Annotated in this window: 15 protein-coding genes and 1 riboswitch; of the genes, 3 read left to right on the forward strand and 12 right to left on the reverse strand. The window is 47.8% G+C overall.

Annotated elements, in window-relative coordinates; translation table 11 throughout:
* Positions 1-32: 32 nt before the first annotated feature.
* From J0B03_RS02940 to J0B03_RS02950, 3 genes are read right to left on the reverse strand one after another with little or no spacing between them, the layout of a single operon-like run.
* Positions 33-812: an ABC transporter permease gene (locus tag J0B03_RS02940; RefSeq protein WP_207300381.1), complete on the reverse strand. Its 780-nt coding sequence runs from the start codon at positions 810-812 to the stop codon at positions 33-35.
* Positions 796-1527 (reverse strand): ABC transporter ATP-binding protein, encoded by a 732-nt coding sequence (locus J0B03_RS02945; RefSeq protein WP_207300382.1) that lies wholly within the window; start codon positions 1525-1527, stop codon positions 796-798. The genes J0B03_RS02940 and J0B03_RS02945 overlap by 17 nt, the downstream gene beginning before the upstream one ends.
* Entirely contained in the window at positions 1520-2434 is a 915-nt protein-coding gene (locus J0B03_RS02950) for an ABC transporter substrate-binding protein (RefSeq protein WP_207300383.1), read from the reverse strand. Before J0B03_RS02950 ends, J0B03_RS02945 begins: the two co-directional genes overlap by 8 nt.
* Positions 2435-2547: 113 nt before the next feature.
* Here J0B03_RS02950 and J0B03_RS02955 point away from each other — a divergent pair, with 113 nt between their 5' ends.
* A complete protein-coding gene (locus J0B03_RS02955; protein ID WP_207300384.1) occupies positions 2548-3462 on the forward strand; it encodes a prenyltransferase in 915 nt (304 codons plus the stop codon).
* Between the two features lie 59 nt (positions 3463-3521).
* Here J0B03_RS02955 and J0B03_RS02960 read toward each other — a convergent pair whose 3' ends face one another.
* From J0B03_RS02960 to J0B03_RS02975, 4 genes are read right to left on the reverse strand one after another with little or no spacing between them, the layout of a single operon-like run.
* Positions 3522-4025 (reverse strand): ECF transporter S component, encoded by a 504-nt coding sequence (locus J0B03_RS02960; protein WP_207300385.1) that lies wholly within the window; start codon positions 4023-4025, stop codon positions 3522-3524.
* A 17-nt stretch (positions 4026-4042) separates the two neighbouring features.
* Positions 4043-5866, reverse strand: a complete 1824-nt coding sequence (locus J0B03_RS02965) for an NADH-dependent [FeFe] hydrogenase, group A6 (protein ID WP_207300386.1) — start codon at positions 5864-5866, stop codon at positions 4043-4045.
* A 12-nt stretch (positions 5867-5878) separates the two neighbouring features.
* Positions 5879-8983 carry an NADH-ubiquinone oxidoreductase-F iron-sulfur binding region domain-containing protein gene (locus tag J0B03_RS02970; protein ID WP_207300387.1) on the reverse strand — a complete coding sequence of 1035 codons (3105 nt, stop codon included), beginning with the start codon at positions 8981-8983 and terminating at the stop codon, positions 5879-5881.
* 11 nt (positions 8984-8994) lie between these two features.
* Positions 8995-9492, reverse strand: a complete 498-nt coding sequence (locus J0B03_RS02975; protein ID WP_207300388.1) for an NADH-quinone oxidoreductase subunit NuoE family protein — start codon at positions 9490-9492, stop codon at positions 8995-8997.
* 315 nt (positions 9493-9807) lie between these two features.
* Positions 9808-9880, forward strand: a riboswitch (Fluoride riboswitch).
* A 35-nt stretch (positions 9881-9915) separates the two neighbouring features.
* Between J0B03_RS02975 and J0B03_RS02980 the strand changes: the two genes are divergently transcribed.
* Positions 9916-11088 carry a cation:proton antiporter gene (locus J0B03_RS02980; protein WP_207300389.1) on the forward strand — a complete coding sequence of 391 codons (1173 nt, stop codon included), beginning with the start codon at positions 9916-9918 and terminating at the stop codon, positions 11086-11088.
* Between the two features lie 3 nt (positions 11089-11091).
* Here the strand turns inward: J0B03_RS02980 and J0B03_RS02985 are convergent, their stop codons facing one another.
* A complete protein-coding gene (locus tag J0B03_RS02985) occupies positions 11092-11439 on the reverse strand; it encodes a cytochrome b5 domain-containing protein (RefSeq protein WP_246798173.1) in 348 nt (115 codons plus the stop codon).
* A gap of 33 nt (positions 11440-11472) precedes the next feature.
* The gene (locus J0B03_RS02990; RefSeq protein WP_207300390.1) at positions 11473-11877 is read right to left on the reverse strand and encodes a hypothetical protein; all 405 of its coding nucleotides are present in this window, start codon (positions 11875-11877) and stop codon (positions 11473-11475) included.
* Between the two features lie 201 nt (positions 11878-12078).
* Between J0B03_RS02990 and J0B03_RS02995 the strand changes: the two genes are divergently transcribed.
* Complete coding sequence (locus J0B03_RS02995; protein WP_207300391.1) at positions 12079-14046, forward strand: oxidoreductase; 1968 nt, start codon at positions 12079-12081, stop codon at positions 14044-14046.
* Positions 14047-14077: 31 nt separating this feature from the next.
* Here J0B03_RS02995 and J0B03_RS03000 read toward each other — a convergent pair whose 3' ends face one another.
* From J0B03_RS03000 to J0B03_RS03010, 3 genes are all read right to left on the reverse strand, one after another.
* On the reverse strand, positions 14078-16852 hold the full coding sequence (locus J0B03_RS03000; RefSeq protein ID WP_207300392.1) for an AAA family ATPase: 2775 nt from the start codon (positions 16850-16852) through the stop codon (positions 14078-14080).
* The gene (locus J0B03_RS03005; RefSeq protein WP_207300393.1) at positions 16849-17985 is read right to left on the reverse strand and encodes an exonuclease SbcCD subunit D; all 1137 of its coding nucleotides are present in this window, start codon (positions 17983-17985) and stop codon (positions 16849-16851) included. Before J0B03_RS03005 ends, J0B03_RS03000 begins: the two co-directional genes overlap by 4 nt.
* A gap of 118 nt (positions 17986-18103) precedes the next feature.
* Positions 18104-19846: an NADH-dependent [FeFe] hydrogenase, group A6 gene (locus J0B03_RS03010; RefSeq protein ID WP_207300394.1), complete on the reverse strand. Its 1743-nt coding sequence runs from the start codon at positions 19844-19846 to the stop codon at positions 18104-18106.

The following is a 19846-nucleotide window of genomic DNA, read 5'->3' on the forward strand; positions in this document are numbered from 1 at the left end:
TCCCGATCGGGAAGAGCGCTTTCTTTTTTAACTTAATCGAGTTTGCTTTTCGAACCTTTCCCTACATGGACCCATGCGCAGACTTTTCGGTCCAACCCATCGATCAATTGATACAGCAAATATCCGGCCAGACTCAAAGCCAATATGCCGCTGAACATCTCCTTGTAGTTGACCATGGCCCATTGGTTCATGATGTAATATCCGATCCCATAAGTGGTAGCAAAGTTTTCCGCAAAAAACAACACTGATATGGCTGCTCCCATGCTGATGCGCACCGTCGTAATGATTTTTGGCAGAATGGCGGGTATGATCAAATGGATCATGCGGTCCCACTTTCCCACACCTAAAGAGGCAACGGAAAAAACCAACTCTTTGGGGATCTCCTGTATGCCGTCTCTGGCCGCCATGGTAAATTGAAAAACAATGATCAACACGATCAGAAGTACTTTCGGTTCTTCTCCCAGCCCAAGGATGATCATCAAAATCGGTAAAAAAGCAATTTTGGGGATGGGGTAGAGCATATAGACGATGGGAGTGATCAGTCGGTCCGCTTTCTGGCTGGAACCGATCCAAATTCCCAAAGCGCTTCCTGCGACAACGGAAACCACCATGGCTGTCAAAACTCGACCCAAGCTGTACAATAGGTGAATGGACAGCTTCCCTGGCAAAGCCTGAACAAAATGGACAAGGGTTTCATGTGGGGATGGAATTGCTGCAGAGCCTACAGCAACATGCAAAATATACCAAAATCCCAAAATGATGGCCATGCTGTACAATCCTTGGCTGAAACGAGTTCTACGAGGACTCTTCATCCAATACCCTCCTCACTTCCAGGCATGTTTCATAAAAGGACATGTTGTTCCTTAGATCGTCCAATCCAAATACTGGATTCTCCATGGTTCGAACCACGGTCCCCTGTTTCATCACCACGATCTTTTGGCCTAAAAATACAGCCTCCTCGATGTTATGGGTCACTAAAACGAGGGTCATTCGATTCTTTCGAAAAACATCCAAAACCAGGTTTTGGATGTGCTCCTTCGTTATGGCATCCAGTGCGGAAGATGCTTCATCCATCAACAAAAGGTCCGGCTGCAGCACCAAGCTGCGTCCTATGGCCACTCGCTGTTGTTGTCCCCCGCTCAACTCGGAAGGAAATTTTTCTGCAAATTCCATCAGTCCCAGCTGTTCAAGCACTTTTCCCACATTGGTCTTGATATCATTTTTCCCCATTCCTCTGGTTTTCAGAGGAAAAGCCAAGTTTTCCCAAACCCTCTTCCACGGCAGCAATCCGTAATTCTGCAGGATCAAACCGGTCTTTTTTCTTGTCTTGTTCAAAACTTCTCCACCGATCCGGATGCTTCCGGAAGCAGGTTTTATCAGACCAGCCAGGGCATACAGCAATGTGGTCTTTCCACATCCGGAAGGTCCGATGATGGCACAGGTCTCATGATCTTGAACCAAAAGGTCAAGCCCCTTTACGGCTGCTTCCGATCCATAGTATACATCCAGACCATCCACGTCAATCATGGGTGAATCGATCCTCTACCAACTCTTCATAATCCAGTTCAATGGAGATCCCCAGCACTTCTTGGTTCCAGTCCAGGATTCCTTGAAAGAATTCCTTGCTTGGTACTCTTGCCTGATGATATTCAGGCATCAGGATATTTTCTTTGATTTGGGGATTCAGCTCCAATGTCTGGATCAGGATGTCACGAGCCGGACCATCGTCTGCGTTGATATCTTGTATCGCCTTGTTGTAGGCTTGATGAAACAATTTCAGGGCTTCTTCCTTCTCAGTTATGGCACTATCCGTAAATACCATCACATCAGGCGAAAACGCATCATCGTTTTCGATCATTTCCTTTTTCAAGCCATTGAGGGCTCCTTGCGATGCCATGGGTTCCGGAATAACTGCCATATCAAGATTTCCCGTTGCCACCATTTCCAGTCTGGCCGGGATCTCATTGATGTAGACTTTCTCCACCTCATAATCCATCAAGCTTTTATCCGACAGGTAATTGGAGACGCTTACTTCCATCATACCGACTTTGACCTCCTTTTTTCCATCATACTCTGGATGAATAAGAAACGGAAAGGAACCGTCGGTACTGGTGGTTACTTTGATGGCAAATCCATTTTCTACATTATTGACCAGTGCGATCACGTCTGTCATGGCTCCATCAAGTTCCCCGCTTTGCAATGCACTTTGTCGATTCATGGCATTGGTGTATATTTGAATTTCTACGTCCAATCCTAGCTCTTCATAATATCCATTTTCTTTTGCCAATAAAATAGGTGCAGAATCCACTGCCGGCATGACCCCGATCTTCAAAGACAAATTTTCGCCATCCCCACCACTTTCATTACTGCAAGCGGTCAACAATACCAATGCCAAAACAAAAAATATCACTAAAATTCTTTTTACCCTATACACGTCTTGTCCTCCTTAATGTTATAATGTCATGTATGCTTACCAAGATAATCCATAGGTAATTATACCGATAAGTTTTTTTTTTATCAACCAAAAATAAAGGAAAGGAAGTTTCCATGAAGAAAAAGAACACAAAGAACACTATAAAATCTGCAAAAGATCTGTGGATCGCCCTGCGTCCCCTATCCTTGACCCTTTCCCTGGCTTCGACGACCATGGGGATCCTCATGGCTCGACAGGATGGTTTTTTGTTCAACGGCGACACCGGTCTGGATCTTTGGAAGATCGTATTGATCACCATCGCGGGAATGAGCGTATTGGGATCAGCCAACCTCATCAATGATTTCTATGAAGGCTCTTTCAAATACCATCGACCTGGAGAAAAAACCTACCGCTTTTCGAAATACGACCGCACCGCTTTTGACATGCTGGTTTTTGCCTTCAGCATGCTGTGTATATTGTTGACTGCAATCATAGGTTTGATCCTCATGAACTGGAGTACTCATAACCTTATATACATAGGTTTGATAGGAATCGCTGGTGCTTATGCCTATACAGGAGAACCTTTTGTCTATAAACGAAAGGGGCTTGGTGCGGTCTTGTCTCTGATCCTGGTGGGTTCACTCATGGTGGAAGGCAGCTACATGGTATTCTCCCGTCAGTTCTCCTGGTCTCCGATCCTGTATACATTGCCTGCAGGATTGATGATCCCCTTGATGATGTTTTCCAATGAGATCCGGGATGTGGAACGGGATAAACGCCTAGGCATCAAAACCTTCACCGTCATATTCGGAAAGAAAGTAGGAAAGCTTGCTTATATAGGATTGCTGGTCGCCGCCTACGCATTGACCCTAACTTTTGTCATCCGTGGAAAACTGCCCTTGTTGAGTTTGTCGGTATTGCTCACACTTCCTTTGTCCGTTCACGCATACAGGACCGTTTCTCAAAAGACCAGCGGGATCCGAGTAACCAATTGGCTCCACATCGCCTTTAATCTCCTCTTCATTGCCTCACTTTCCTTTTCTGGATGAAGACAGCTCATATGCAAAGACCCCCTGGTTCAGGGGTCTTTTTGTACGATACTATCTACCTACATTACACTTTTCTGCATGCTCCTTGGAAGATAGTGAAGGACCAGTAATCCAATAAATCCTCCAATGAGAGCGGTGTAGAGCTGAGGCAATGACAGGGCAACAACGACGGGAGCCGGAAGATTCGGCACAAAAAACGCTGCCAGGATCCGTACACCTACGGCCATGGAAAGAAATTTTCCTGCAGCTGCCATTATGACCGCAATAAATTGATTTCTCTTATAAAACAACCAGAACACCAGGGCATAAATGGTGTTTCCCAGCATGATCACCGGTATCACAGGCAACAGACCCATGATCCCGACAAAAAATGCCACCAATGGAGTGAGACAACCTACAGTTACAGCACCCCATGGACCTACCAACACTACTGCCAGCAACAACACCATGTTGACCAGCGGTCCCACCACCGGTTGGGCAAACGGCGCCAGTCCGATCTGGATCATCAAAGCAAGTGCCAGCAACAGCCCTGTTTTTGTGATAAATATTACCTTCCTGTCCATGTTCACTCCTCTCCTTCTTATGTTTTATTTCTCATGGTGTAATTGGTATGAAGCAATTCGTGGGATCGATGTCCCAATGGTTTTTCTAAAAAGTTGCTGTAGATCTGTTCAATGAAAGGATTCTCATGGGACTTTCGCAACACTTTCTTCTCGTCTTCCCGATAGAGACCTTCCATTCTCTTTTGACGGATCTCGTCAGTGGTCATGCGAGGTTGTCCACCGCCGCTGATGCATCCTCCGGGACACCCCATCACCTCGATGAATAGATGAGGACTGGTCCCTTGCTGGATCTCATCCAAAAGCATGGTTGCCCCAACCAGCCCGCTGGTGCTTGCGATGCTGACGGGAACCCCCTGCAGGAATTCGAACGCTTCCAGGGGATCCTCAATGGTCAAGGAAGCTACTTTGATTCGATCCAAACCTTTCATAGGTTCCACCCTCAGTTTTTCAAAGGGGATCTCCCTTCCTGTTACCAGCTCATAAACGGTTCGAAGAGCCGCTTCCATGACGCCTCCAGTTACCCCGAAAATATCAGCAGCACCGGACGACAGACCCAGGGGATTTTCGAATTCTCCCTCTTCCAGAGCGACAAAATCGATGCCCGCATCTTTGATCATTTTACCGAGTTCTCTGGTCGTCAATACGGCATCTACATTGGGTAGATCGTCATTGACCATTTCCGGTCGCTTGATCTCATACTTTTTCGCCGTACAAGGCATGATGCTTACCACATACAGATCTTCCGGCCGTACCTTGATAACGCTGGCATAATAGGTTTTGATCAAAGCACCCAGCATCATATGGGGAGACTTGCAGGTGGATAGATGTTCCAATTGTTGAGGAAATGCATGTTCTGCATATTTGATCCAACCTGGAGAGCAGCTGGTGATCATGGGCAAAGCCGGAGGTTCTGCCAACAACGGCAATCCGGTTTTTTTCACCGCTTCCTCATCAATGGCTCCTTGATGGAACAGGTGATTCACCAACCGCACCAACAATTCCGTCCCTTCCTCGATAATGGTCAGGTCTGCAGCAAAGTTTGTATCGAATACGTGATCAAAGCCCAGTTCTTCCAGAGCCTTCGCCATTTTCCCCGTTACGTTGGATCCCGGTTCCATGTCAAACTCTTCTCCCAAGGCCACCCTTACTGCAGGTGCGGTTTGCACGACGACCACCTTTTTGGGATCCATGATGGCATCCCATACGGGTGTAATGGCATCCCGCTCCTTCAAGGCCCCGGTCGGACACACGGTAACGCATTGTCCGCAGTTGGTACACACCGTTTCCCCCAAAGGCAGATCCAATCCGCCGGCCACTGTGGCTTCAAAACCTCGATTTTGGGTATTGAGGATCCCTACGCCCTGGATCTCATTGCATACGGTGACACACCTTTTGCATAAGATGCATTTGCTGTCATCCTTTTCGATGGCCCATGAACTGTTATCCAGGGAGGATTTGGATTTGGAGCCTTCAAAGCGGCTGTTTTGCACCTGGATCTGCTCTCCCAGGTCCTGGATCTCACAGTGATTGTTCCTACTGCAGATCAAACAGTCTTTAGGGTGATCGCTCATCAACAATTCAAAAAGTACTTTGCGGGCATTCCGCACCCGTCCCGTATTGGTGTGGATCACCATTCCTTCCTTTGCTTGGGAGATGCAGGATGCCTGCAGGTTTTTCATACCTTCCACTTCCACGACGCACATTCGACAGGCACCAGACTGATGGACATCCTTCAAGTAACACAAATGGGGAATATTGATCCCATTATCTTTGGCCGCTTCCAATATGGTGGTACCATCCGGTACAGCCAATGCTTTTCCATTGATCGTCAAATTGATCAATTCCTTCACCTCCTAAGCCCGATAATCGCATCGCAGACAACGCATGGCTTCTGCCATGGCATTGAGGCGATGGTATCGGTACGCCACTTCTCTAAAATTGTTGAACCGTTCCTCCGGTGTCAAAAAGTCCATGGGGAATCGGGAATGCTCCATCAATTCCGAATCATCGATCTCCATGGGGATTTCGATATGTTCTCCCTTATAGAGTTCGCCACTGCCCCCCAATGCCGCATCAATGGCAGATGCCGCCCGCTTTCCGTCTGCTATGGCCAATATGGCCACGTTGGATCCGCGAACCACGTCTCCACCGGCAAATACCTGTTCCACGTTGGTTCTTTGAGTGCTTTCATCAACAATGAAGGTGTCCCAATTGGTCAGATCGAAGCGATAGGGTTTTGCAAAATCGATTTCCGTATGCTGGCTGACTGCAACGATGACCTGGTCACATGGAAATACCAAGGTATTGCCCTCATCCGCCACAACTTTATTTCTGCCGTCGGCGGAGTAGCCTTTTGCTTTCATCTTTTGGAACAATACACCTGTAGTTTTATCCACGCCCTGAATTTCTACAGGAGAAAACATTTCATGAAGAAGGATCCCCTCTTCCAATGCTTCATCGATCTCCCGCTCATGTGCCGGCATGTCTTCTTTTTTTCTTCGATAGAAGATATGGACCTCTTTTGCTCCTTTTCGCAAGGAAACCCTTGCCGCGTCTACTGCAGTGCTGCCCCCACCAATGACGACCACTACGTTTTCCTGTTCCGGCCATGTCCATTCTCCTGCATGCCGCAAAAATTCCAGACCCTTGTGGACTCCTGGCAGATCTTCACCGGGGATCCCAGCCGACTTCGATCCATGAGTCCCGGTGCCGATAAACACGGCATCGTGGGCTTCCCTCAACTGGCCAAAGGAAAGATCCTGACCGATCTCCACGTTGGTTTTGATTTTCACTCCCACCCGCTTGATGGAATCGATCTCTTTCATGAGGACATCTCTTGGAAGTCGATACTCCGGAATGCCGTAGGCCAGAACGCCTCCCGGCAATGGGTGCTTTTCATAGATGGTGACGTCATATCCCATTTTTGCCAAATAAAATCCACAGGTCAGACCGGATGGTCCGGCACCTACGATGCCCACGGACTTGTCTTTTTTGGACAATACAGATTCCGGTACTCCCCCTTCCACTTTCATGGCTTCATCGGCTGCAAATCTCTTCAGATCACTGATGGCCAGTGGCTCGTCCAGCTGGCTCCGTCTGCACTTGCTTTCACAAGGATGGGTGCAGATCCTCCCACAAACGGCAGGCAAGGGATTTTCCTGGCGGATCAACCGGTAGGCATCCAATGGTCTTCCTGCAGCAATCAGGGCCATGTAACCCGGTACGTTCACGTGAGCGGGACAGGCATTTTCGCATGGCGATATAAACAGATCGGAACAAACTCCAGCCTGACAGTGGTGATCTCGAATATGTTGATCGTATTCTTCCCTAAAATACTTGATGGTACTTAAAACGGGATTCGGTGCAGTTTGTCCCAAACCGCATAAAGCCGTATCCTTGATGGTTTCCGATAATTCGATAAGGAGCTCCACGTCCCCTTCTCTTCCCTGTCCCTGGGTGATCCGATTCAATATTTCCAACATTCTCCTGGTTCCGACACGACAAGCAAGGCACTTTCCGCAAGACTCGTCTTGAACGAATTCCATGAAATATCTGGCCATATCCACCATGCAGGTGTCTTCATCCATACAGATCAACCCACCGGATCCCATGATGGCACCCAGGTCCGACAAGGATTCGTAATCTACCGGAACGTTCAGATTGTCCCCGGTGATGCATCCGCCGGAAGGTCCGCCGGTTTGGGCGACTTTGAACCGTTTTCCTTTCGGAATTCCACCACCAATATCAAAGAGGATCTCTCCCAAAGTCATTCCCAACGGCACTTCCACCAATCCGGTATTATTGATGTCCCCTGCCAGTGCGAACACTTTGGTACCACGGCTTTTTTCCGTACCATGACGTTTGAAATGATCGGCACCTTTGCTTAGAATATTGGGAATGTTGCCCAACGTCTCAACATTGTTGATGACAGTGGGTCGTTTCTCCAAACCTTCATCCGACGGATAGGGCGGCTTTTGTTCCGGTTCTCCCCTTTTCCCTTCCACGGAAGCGATGAGGGCCGTTTCTTCTCCACAAACAAAGGCACCAGCACCGATGCGGACCTCCAGATCAAATGAAAAATCCGAATCCAGAATGCCCTCGCCCAGAAGTCCCGCCTGTCTTGCGATCCCAATGGCTTCTTCCAACCGGTCAATGGCCAATGGGTATTCCGCCCGCACATATACGTAGCCTTTGGTAGCGCCAATGGCATAACCGGCGATCAACATGCCTTCGATGATATTGAACGGATCTCCTTCCAAAAGGCTGCGGTCCATAAATGCGCCTGGATCCCCTTCATCGGCATTGCAGATCATGTATTTTTGACCTTCCCGATGTTTGGCGGCAAATTTCCACTTCAAACCCGTTGGGAATCCTCCGCCGCCTCGTCCGCGCAATCCGGATTCGATGACCTCTTCGATCACATCCTCCGGTGTCATTTCATGCAATGCCTTGTTCAGCCCTTGAAATCCGTCTCTGCTGATGTATTCTTCCAGCGATCCGTAATCGATAACACCACAATTGCGAAGGACCATTTTCTCCTGGCCTTTGAAAAACCCGATCTCATCCATGGTGCTCTTGTATTCTTTGTCTGCTTCATCATAATAAGTGAATGACACGACCACTTCGTTTTGCAAAAAATGTTTTTCCACCAGTTCTTTCATCATGGATGGTTCCAGATGACAGTAAAGTATCCTGCCCGGTTCCACCACCATCATAGGGCCTGCATCACAAAGTCCCATACAGCCGGTCACTTTGATGTGGACTTTTTCCTGCAATCCCTGCTTCGCCAATTCATCTTGAAATGCCTTCCTTACCTCTTCACTTTTTGAAGAAATGCACCCGGCACCGCTGCAAATGGATACGATCCACTGGTATTTGCTCATTCGATCCTCGTAAACTTCCCTGGCTGTCGATAAATCCCGTCCGTTTTCAATGGTCTTGGTTTTTACCATGTCCATTTTTACCCCTCCTACTCGTAAAGCTCCAAAATGTTTTTGATCCGGTTCGGGTTCACTCGCTTGTGGACATTGTTGTCGATGCTGATGGCAGGAGCCAGACCGCATGCACCGATGCAGCGTTTGATCTCCATGGAAAATCTTCGATCCAATGTCGTTTCCCCCACATCGATCCCCAGCAATTCATTCAGCTTCTCGATGATTTTTTTCCCGCCTCGAACATAACATGCGGTTCCCAGACAAATGCTGATGGTATGACGCCCTTTCGGCATGGTGGAGAAAAACGAATAGAAACTTACCACACCGCTTACCCTGGATAAGGGCAAGTCCATCTTTTCTGCAATGAAACGCTGGGTATCCGACGATAAAAATCCGAATATGGATTGTGCGTAATGCAAAATCTGGATCAGGTTTTTTTCGTTGCGGTTGTAGCGATCCATTACCTCTGTCAGCAAATCGTATTGTGCTTCCGGAGACTTCACTTTTTCTTCGCACAAAACTGCTTGACTCATGTTGACACCTCCTCATAGATTGTTTGTATGTCAGGTATGTATGTACAGGTAATTAACAGGATGTGGAAATTGGTTAAATGTTTAACTTTTTTGCATGCTATATATTTTGAACATTCTGATTATTTTACATAATCGTATCATATTTTATTGATAAATGCATCTTTTTTCTATTTTATATCGTAAATTCGCTATTTTTTATATATTTTTCGATTATTTTATTGTTACATTACTAACATTTTCAAGGAACATACTGTATTTTTTTGAATATATCTGTTGTTAAAGTTCAAGTTTTGTGTTAAATTTTGATTATTCTTAAATCATTCGGGGAATGAATGTCTCCCCTGGCTTGCCTAAACCGCTATCATTAGCTGATGACTTCTGCCTGGCAGAGCGTTGGCTTTTTTTGTTGAAGGAGGGATCGACGTGTTATTAAGCATTGCACTTATTTTATTGATGGGTTTTTCACTCGGTGCCCTTTTACACCGGATCGGCATCCCCGCTCTTCTCGGCATGATGGCGGCCGGCATGATTTTGGGACCTTACGGATTGGACTTGTTTTCTCCGGAGATCCTGTTGATTTCTCCGGAACTTCGAAAGATCGCCTTGATCGTCATACTGCTTCGAGGCGGATTGTCTTTGGACCTGAAAGATCTGAAGCAAGTAGGGCGTCCTGCCGTCCTCCTCTGTTTCCTCCCCGCTCTTTTGGAGATGATCACCATTACACTGCTGGCGCCAAAACTCTTTCCCATATCCACTCTGGATGCAGCTCTTATGGGTGCTGTGGTTGCCGCCGTATCGCCGGCGGTTGTGGTACCGAGGATGATCGAAATGATCGGAAATAAAATCGGAACAAAAAAAAGCATCCCCCAAATGATTTTGGCAGGAGCTTCCGTAGACGATATCTTTGTTATCGTCGTATTTACTTCGTTGCTTACCATGAGCACGGGAGGAGAAACCTCCATTGGAACGAATGTGATCCATGTACCCCTGGCCATCTTATCCGGGTCATTGATCGGTCTGTCCATCGGTTGGATCTCGACACTTGTCTTTCGAAAGATCTCCGTCCGGGACACGGCAAAAGTATTGATTTTGTTGAGCATTTCTTTCCTCATGGTTTCTTTTGAAGATGCTTTTCCCTTCATCCCTTTTTCCGGGTTGCTGGCTGTCATGGCCATGGGTGTTTCCATGCTGCAAAGCAACAGGAACATGGCCTCCCGGATCATGGGGAAATTCTCCAAGATCTGGGTCGCTGCTGAGATCCTGTTGTTCGTTTTAGTGGGAGGGGCCATCGATTTTCGATATCTTTCAGATGCAGGACTTCTTTCCATGATCCTTTTGGCAGCAGGTTTACTGTTTCGCTTCATCGGGGTATGGCTCAGTACATCCGGTACCATCCTTGAAAATAAGGAAAAGTTGTTTTGCGCCATCGCCTACATGCCAAAAGCCACCGTCCAGGCTGCCATTGGTGCCATCCCCCTTGCTATGGGGTTGGAAGCCGGCAATCTGATCCTGACCGTGGCCGTACTGGCGATCATAATAACGGCGCCCTTGGGCGCCGTAGGAATCGATCGTTTGCAGCGTCGTCTGCTGAAATGATCCTTATTCAACTATTTTTCCGACCACAGGCATTCGGCTCAGGGTCGACGTTCCATGGGGGGATACATTTTTGATTTCTTCGGTCAGGTCATTGCCTGCCTCAAAACCATTGTGTTCTCCATCCGCCCATCTGGAAGATTCGCTTACATCGTAAACGACACCGTCAACAGCGACATACGCCGGATTACCGTCTTTGCCGTTATATTGGGCCAGTTCTTCCAGAGTCAATTCCAGGTCACCTTCCGCCGTGTCATTTCCCCCGCCGCCGGAACATCCAACGATCAAGAAACCGACAACAAGCAACAAGGTGATCACCATCCAGATCTTCTTCACTTTATATTTTTCTTTCATTTTTTTGACCTCCTTCGTTTCCTTTCCAAAGGGCTAAAGAATATGATTGGCCATGGCCAGCAGTAGCAATACCGGGATGATCCGGTGGACGTACAACCACCCTTTTCCGGCACTTTTCTTTCTTGAACCATATCCACCCAACGTAGCCTGTACGATCATGAGAGCTGCGGCGATCGCCCCCGTGTTGCTAAAGCCCAAATTAAAATACTGAACACTAAAGTGGACCAAGACAAACACTACAGCCAATGCACCAAACAGGCGATGATTTTTCACAAAAAAAAGCATCCATGTAGTAAACCTTTTATAAAAACCTTCATTTTTTTTCATGGACTCCCGAAACGTCCGATGGATCCACTTAAAAACAAAGTTCATCAACGCCATCAGATAAAAAAAGACAATCAAATATCCAAGTACTCTTCCCAATTGATATAGTGTCATTCCAACACCTCCTTCTATCATCCTTGCAAGTCGCTTTTTCTTTCTTTTCTCTTTTTTACCCCCGCCGTGACAATGAAAACCATTTTTCTATGTTTTATTGACAATTCAATTATTTATCTCGTTAAAATTTTTCTATATTTTTGTCGAAAGGATGATATAATATTCCTAGATTGTTCAATATATAACAAAGGAGTGATCTCATTGAGTCTGCTGAAATATCCAAATCTCTACTCTCCCATCGTATTGGGAAATACCTTGTTCAAAAACCGCATTTTCGCTTCTCCCACCGGTTACCAAAACCTCAACGGTGATGGTTATCTCAACGAAGGTGCCACCGCTTATTACGAGAGAAAAGCACGTGGCGGGGCCGCCAGCGTTGCCACCTTTGAGGGCGTGGTGGACGGTGAATTGGGAAAAGGCGGTGCCACCCACATATGTTTGGACACGCCCCAGATCGATCGGGGATTGTCTCGGATCGCCCAGGCTGTAAAAAGTTATGGATCCGTCGCATCTCTTGAACTGCAGCACACCGGCATGTTTGCCAATCGGGATTTGGCCATGTTTGGCGGTTCGTCCAAAGGTTTGGCTTATGGACCAGTGGAAATGGAATTGAACGGCAGAAATATTTTGCCCATGACGGAAGATATCCTGGAGAGAACCATTGAAAAATACGCAAAAGGCGCCGCCTTGGCCAAACGATGCGGTTTTGGCATGGTGACCGTACATGCCGGGCACGGATGGCTTCTCCATCAATTCCTGTCTCCCATTACCAATACTCGTACCGACAAATGGGGTGGTTCCAGCGTGGAAAACAGGACCCGATTGGTAAAGTCCATATGTCAGGCGATCCGAAAAGAAGTGGGAGCCGCTTTTCCCATTGAGATCCGCATCAGCGGTTCTGAATGCTACGAAGGTGGATACGACCTGGATGAAGGGATCGCCATTGCAACGCAGTTGGATGGATATGTCGATCTGATCCATGTATCCGCAGGCAATCATGAAGTGGCAGAGGTATTTGCCGTCACCCACCCCAGCATGTTCATGCCGGATGGATGCAATGTACAATATGCGGCTGAAATCAAAAAACATGTAAAAACTCCAGTAGCCACCATCGGCGCTTTAAGCGATCCTGCCCTTATGGAAGAGATCATTGCCAGCGGGAAAGCCGACGTGGTCCAAATGGCGAGACAACTTCTGTCGGATCCGGATTTTCCGAATAAGGTAAGAACGGGCCGGGAGGATCAAGTAAAGAAATGCATGAGGTGTCTCTCCTGTTTCACCAATGAACTGACCGTAGGGGAACCCTACTGTGCCATCAACCCGGAAACCGGAAGGGAGTTGGAAATGAAATTCGCCGTCCCCTCTGCCATTTCAAAAGACGTGTTGATCATCGGAGGCGGTGTGGGAGGCATGGAAGCTGCCATCACCTGTGCGGACCGGGGTCACCAGGTAACACTGGTGGAAAAAAGCAATCGTCTCGGTGGTGTGTTGCGTTGCGAGGATGGGGTCTCCTTCAAGAAAAACCTGGATGCATACTTGGACGGGCAGGAACGACGAATCCATGATCATCCCAACATCCGCCTCATGACCGGACTTGAAATGGAACCAGAGACGGCCAAAAGAATGAAACCGGACGTGATCATTGCGGCCTTGGGTGCCAAAGCTGTTATTCCCCAACTACCGGGCATGGAGAAGCAAAACGTGTGGACAGCCCAGGACGCTTATGTTTCCATGGATAAGCTGGGAGATAAGATCATTATTTTAGGTGCCGGATTGGTTGGCGTGGAATTGGGACTTCACCTGTTGGAAAACAATAAAACCGTCACCCTTGTGGAAATGGCAGACCGGGTCAATGACGGCGGCAATTTCCTTCACATGTTGGGATTGCAAGCCGAATTGGATCGAACGAAACTCCCCATTCTGTTCAACACCACCGTCAAAGAAATTACCGATATTGGTGTTCGCTGCATTTCAATTGAAAAAGAAATGCATTTGCAAGCAGACACGGTGATCTTTGCCGTCGGCCAACACCCTCTTCGTGATCAGGGCATCGCCTTTCACGACTGCGCACCGGAATTTCACATGCTTGGCGACTGTGTTCAACCGCGAAACATCACTGCGGCCACGTCGGAAGCCTTCATGATCTCTCGAAACATAGGTTTGGCATAGAAAAAAAGCTCCCAATCATTGGGAGCTTTTTCTATGCCTCTACACGGACCGTGCTTCCACCCTCTCTGCTTTTCTTTACGACGATCTGCCGGTCCAACCGATTCTTCAACTCCGTCACATGAGATATGATCCCTACCAACCTTTTTCCTTCCGACAATTGATGCAGTGCTTTTATGGCTTGGTCCAAAGATTCTTCGTCCAGGGACCCAAATCCTTCGTCCACAAACATGGTATCCAAACGGATCCCGCCGGCACTGGCTTGGATCTCATCTGCCAAACCCAATGCAAGGGACAGGGAAGCTTTAAAGCTTTCTCCCCCGGAAAGGGTCTTCACACTTCGAGTGGAGCCGTTGTAGTGGTCGATGACATCCAATTCAAGACCGGTTTGGCTTCGTTGATTCTCCCCTTCGGTCTTGCGGGCCAATTCATATTGTCCGGAGGTCATGGTCATAAAACGGGTATTTGCCCGTGCTATGATCCGGTCAAAATAAGCCATTTGGATATAGGTTTCCAGCATGATCTTGTCTTTTCCCCGCAGATTTCCGTTGGCCGTATCCGACAGGGCTTTCATCCAGTTCCACCGCTCCTCCACTTCAGCCATGGTTCTATGCTGTTTTTCGATTTTGTCCTGCGATCGCTGATTGGACAGACAGCGCTGGTCCAGTTGGTCTTTTTTCCTTGTCTCTTCCTTTCGGCTTTCCCCCAGGACCTTCAATTCTTCTTCCAACTTCTGAACATCTGCATCTTCTCCTCTTTTGACCTGGGTCTCCAGTGTCTGGATCGCAGAAAGAAGTCGATTTTGCTCTTCTTTGGCTTTCTCATAGGCACCGGAAGCATCTTTCCATTCACGGTCCATTTGTTCCTTTTCTTCGCGAAGCCCTTGAACCACTTTGCTTGCAGCTTCCTTGTTCTCATGGGGCAGCCGGCGTTTTAGTTCTTTCTCATTGTTTTTCAGTGCTTCCAGCCGCTCCTTCAACCCGCTCAGGACACTCTCCAATTTGTTCAAATCTTCGCCATGATCCAACAATCTCTTTTCCAATAGGGGGATCTGCCGGTCCAATGCATCCTTCTGCACTTTTCGTTTCTGCCAAATATCCAACTGGTCGTTCAGCGTCGTCGCATCCTGCTTCAGTTTCTCTTGTTCCAATTCACGGCGTCGTTTCAACTGGTCCAACTGGATCTCTCCAAAAAGCCTTTTTCCAGCCACCATCACTTCTTCTCTGGCGCTCTCCATTCGGCCTCTTTGAGAGGAGGCTGCTTCGCTGGCTTGAGATACTTTTCCATACATTCCATCCACCCGGTCTTGCATGTCTTTCAACTGGTCCTCGTTGATGGTCTCTTCTGTCAGCAAGGCTGGCGCCGGATGTTCCAAAGATCCGCAAACAGGACAGGGTTTGCTTTCCTCCAAGGTTTGGGCCAACACGCCTGCCTGCTGATCGAAAAATTGCTTGTGGGCTTTTTGGTATCGAAGTTGCACCACTTCAAAGGCTTTTTGCGACTCCAGATACGCTTGCTGACGAACCTCCAGCCCATGCATCAGTGTCAAGTGATTGTTTTCCAATCGTTCCAGGTCATTTAGTGCCTGATTCTTTTGTTCCAGCTCCTTTTTTCGAAAATCCAGGGTTTGGATCTCTTTTTCCACCGGATCCAATCTTGATCGCTCTTCCTTGGCCTTGGTCAATTCTTCCGTGATGCGTTTTTTTTCTTTCAACTTTAGTTCTTGTCGTTGTCTCGATCCCTGGAGCTCCTTTTCCGCTCGATCGATTTCCACATTCCATTGTTCCAGTTTATCGTAATCTGCCAGTCTACCGGTCTCCTGCTGGAGACGTTCCAACAAACCATCTCTCGTCCCCACCTTTTCCAGAGCCTTTTCATAGCGGATCCGCTTCGGTTCCATCTGGGAATCCAGGATATTTTTTGCCAAGACCGTCTTCTCCAATTCATCTTTGGCTTTTGCTACATTTTTCGCTTCACCCAGCTGCTGGTTTCTGGCATCCATGGTTTTCTGAAGTTGCCTTATGTTCTCTGTCAAAACCGATATCGCTCCCTGATCTTTTTCGATCATGGTTCGAATCAATTGGAGAAGATCCCCTATGGGAGGCAGGCCATCCTGATCCAGGTACTTCTTCAAGGTCAAACCCAGAGTATCTTCTTCCGACCAAAGAATTCCCTCCAAATATTGACGGATGCTGGCCGTCAATTCACTGTAGCTTCTATTGAGTCTGTTGGACTCGAATTTCAATCGATCTTGGACATGTTCGTAGGGTTTGGTGTTGAAGATCTCCCGAAAAATCTTGCTGCGTTCTTCCGTTTTTGCCAGTAGCAACTTTAAGAAATCCCCTTGAGCGATCATGGCGATCTGGGTGAATTGCTCCCGGTCCAGTCCGATGATCTCCACAACTGCTTTCGTTACATCTCTGGTTTTCGTCACCGGCATTCTGTGGTCTGAAAAGGACAAGGTGGCTTCCGCCTTTTGCCTGGTCCAGCCCTCTCCGCTCATTTTTGGGCGGTCGTATTCCGGGTTGCGTTGAACGATGTAGGTTTTCCCCTGGTATTCAAACTCCATTTCCACATAAGTCGGGGTCTTGGGATCTGCATACTTGCTTCGAAACATGGCAGCTTCCCGGGTGTCTCCACTGGCTTCTCCAAAAAGGGCAAAGGTAATGGCATCAAAAATGGTGGTTTTTCCAGCTCCCGTATCACCAGTCACCAGGTAGAGACCTTGGTCCCCCAATCGTTTAAAGTCGATGGTCGTTGGTTCTGCGTAAGGGCCAAAGGCACTCATGGTCAATTTATTCGGTTTCATGATCTTCCCTCCCAGATCTCTTCCATGATCTCTTCCATGAAAGCTCGTTGGGAAGGATCCAGTTTTGCATTGTTCTGCATTTCATAAAAATCGCCGAACAGATCCAAAGGAGATTTCTTTTCCAGGTCCGTTGCCGCTCCTACCTGTTGATGGTTTTGCGTTCTGGCATTGTCGTATTCCAACCCCACCATGTTTGGATAGATGGTACGCAGCTTGGCCATGGCATCCAGGATATCGTGTTCGTCGGTCAACGTGGCATGAATGTAGTCTTCCGTATCGGTGTCCTGATAGCTTTCTTTGGCCGTCAGTTCCATGTAGGATCCTTTGATCTTTCGAAGATCCCGCATGGGTCGAAACGGTACCGTTTCCACGTCCAAACTACCTTTCGGGCCAATGTGAAGAAGGGTGAGACTCTTTATATGATCTACTTCAGAAACGGAATATTTTAAAGGAGTACCACAATAGCGGATCGTTTCCCGTCCCACCCACTGGGGACTGTGAAGATGACCCAGGGCCACAACATCAAAAGGCGCAAATGCTTCCACATCCACGTTGTCGACGCCGCCTACAGAAACGTCTTCGCTGTCGCTGCGTGTTGCACCGGTGACAAATTGATGGGCGATCAAAATATTTCTCTTTGCAGGATCCACTTCCATGTGATCGATCACTGCTTTTACTGCACCATGGTAGGTTTGGATCTCTTCATCGGGGTACGCTTTGCGAACCGTAGCCGGTTTGACAAAAGGCATCATGTAAAAATAGATCTCGCCATGGTCATCTTCCAACACCACCGGTTTGACATCCCCGCGAAATACTGGAGACAGGTAGATCCGCAACGGGTCCAGCAATCGGGAACCGTAGGCCACCCGTTCCGGCGAGTCGTGATTTCCGCTCACCACAAAAATAGATACCCCCAGCCCTGCCAGCCTGGTAAGAAAATCATCGAACAACTGGACGGCATCGGCAGAGGGAATGCTCTTGTCGTATACGTCCCCAGCGATGATGACCCCCTCCACTTCTTTTTCCTTGATGATTTCCAATGCCTGCGTCAAAATATATTCCTGGTCTTCCAGCAAGGAAAACTCATGGAGCCGTTTCCCCAAGTGCAGGTCTGACATATGCGCCAGTTTCATGTGATCCCTCCGATATCAAAGTCTTTTCAAACTCCATGTTACCACAAGTCATTTCACTGTCATAGAAGTTTGGTCCACAAAAAAAGAGAACAGCGAGGCTGTTCTCTTTTTTTAAATCCTAGATCCGTTCCTTTGGAGAATAGTGGGTGTGCAGCAATTGGTGGGCACGATCACCATACGGTTCACCTAGAAATTCTTCGTATAATTTTAAAACTTCTTGATTTTCATGGGACTTTCGCACTTTCATTCCAGCGTCTTCCCGGTATATAGCTTCTTGTCGCTTACGCAAGATCTCCATATCCCCGTGGTGATAGGGTTGTCCTCCACCACCGATGCAACCACCCGGACATGCCATGATCTCGATGGCATGATAATGGGATTTCCCGGCTCGAATGTCCTCCAACAGTTTTCTTGCATTCCCCAAGCCGTGGGCAATGCCGATATGGAGATATTGACTTCCAACTTTTACTGTGGCACTTCGAATCCCTTCCAATCCTCGTAGTTGCTGAAAGTCCACTTTTTCCAGTTCATCGCCGGTGACCCATTCATAAGCAGTTCGAACTGCGGCTTCAATGACACCGCCTGTCGTTCCGAAAATCACAGCTGCTCCAGTGCTTTCCCCTAAAATATTGTCAAACTCACTGGGTGGCAGCTTTGAAAAATTGGTGCCGGCTTCTTTCAACATAGCGCCAAACTCTCTGGTCGTCAAAACCAGATCCACATTATGCATTTGGTCGATGTCCATTTCCTCTCGTGCTGCCTCTGTTTTCTTCGCCAGGCAAGGCATGATAGATACAACGACGATGTCTTTTGGATCCACCCCTATCTTTTTTGCATAGTAGGTTTTTGCGATGGCTCCAAACATCATTTGCGGAGACTTGCAGGTGGAAGGCACGTCTAACAAATCCGGGAACTGATGCTCAAAGAATCGAACCCACGCCGGGCAACAACTGGTCAAAATAGGAAGTCTTCCATTATGCTCCAACCGATGGACCAATTCAGATGCTTCTTCCAAAATGGTCAAATCTGCAGCAAAGTTTGTGTCAAAGACACCATCAAAACCAAGACGTCGCAAAGATGTGGCCAACTGACCAGTTGTGATCGACCCCGGCTCCATACCAAATACTTCCCCAATTGCCACGCGAATAGCAGGTGCCACTTGGGCCACTACGTGTTTGGAGGGATCATTAAGAGCATCTACCACGTTTCGCACATTGTTCACTTCTGTTAAGGCTCCCGTCGGACACACTGCAACACACTGTCCACAAAATGTACAGGAAGTATCCACCATGTTCAATTCAAAGGCCGGCCCTACGTAAGAAGCAAAACCTCGAGAAACGGCAGACAAAATGCCACAAGTTTGCACTTCGTTGCACATGGTTTCACATCGTCGACACATAATGCATTTTTCCGGATCCTTGACTAGAGACAAAGACGATTGGTCCACCTCATAACGCATTCGTTCCCCTTCGTAACTTATTTCCATGACTCCAAGGCGTTGGGCAAGATCTTGAAGTTCACAATTCAGGTTTTTTCGGCAAGTCAGGCAATCCTTCGGGTGATTGGACAGAAGCAATTCCACATTCATCCGGCGAGCGGCGACCGCTTGGGGGGAATCCGTACGAATCACCATTCCTTCCGTAACTTTTTCCGCACAAGAAGGTACAAGGGTTGGTCTTCCCTCCACTTCCACAACGCATACGCGACAAGAAGCCTTCTCGTTGGCGATGTCAAATCCTTCTAAATTGAGGTAGCACAGGGTGGGGATTTGAATATCGATTTTTTTCGCTGCCTCCAAAATCGTCGTGCCTTTCTTCACTTCCACTTCCATATCGTTGATCGTAACTTTTACGGTTTCCAT

Source organism: Alkalibacter rhizosphaerae (assembly GCF_017352215.1).
Lineage (GTDB): Bacteria > Bacillota > Clostridia > Eubacteriales > Alkalibacteraceae > Alkalibacter > Alkalibacter rhizosphaerae.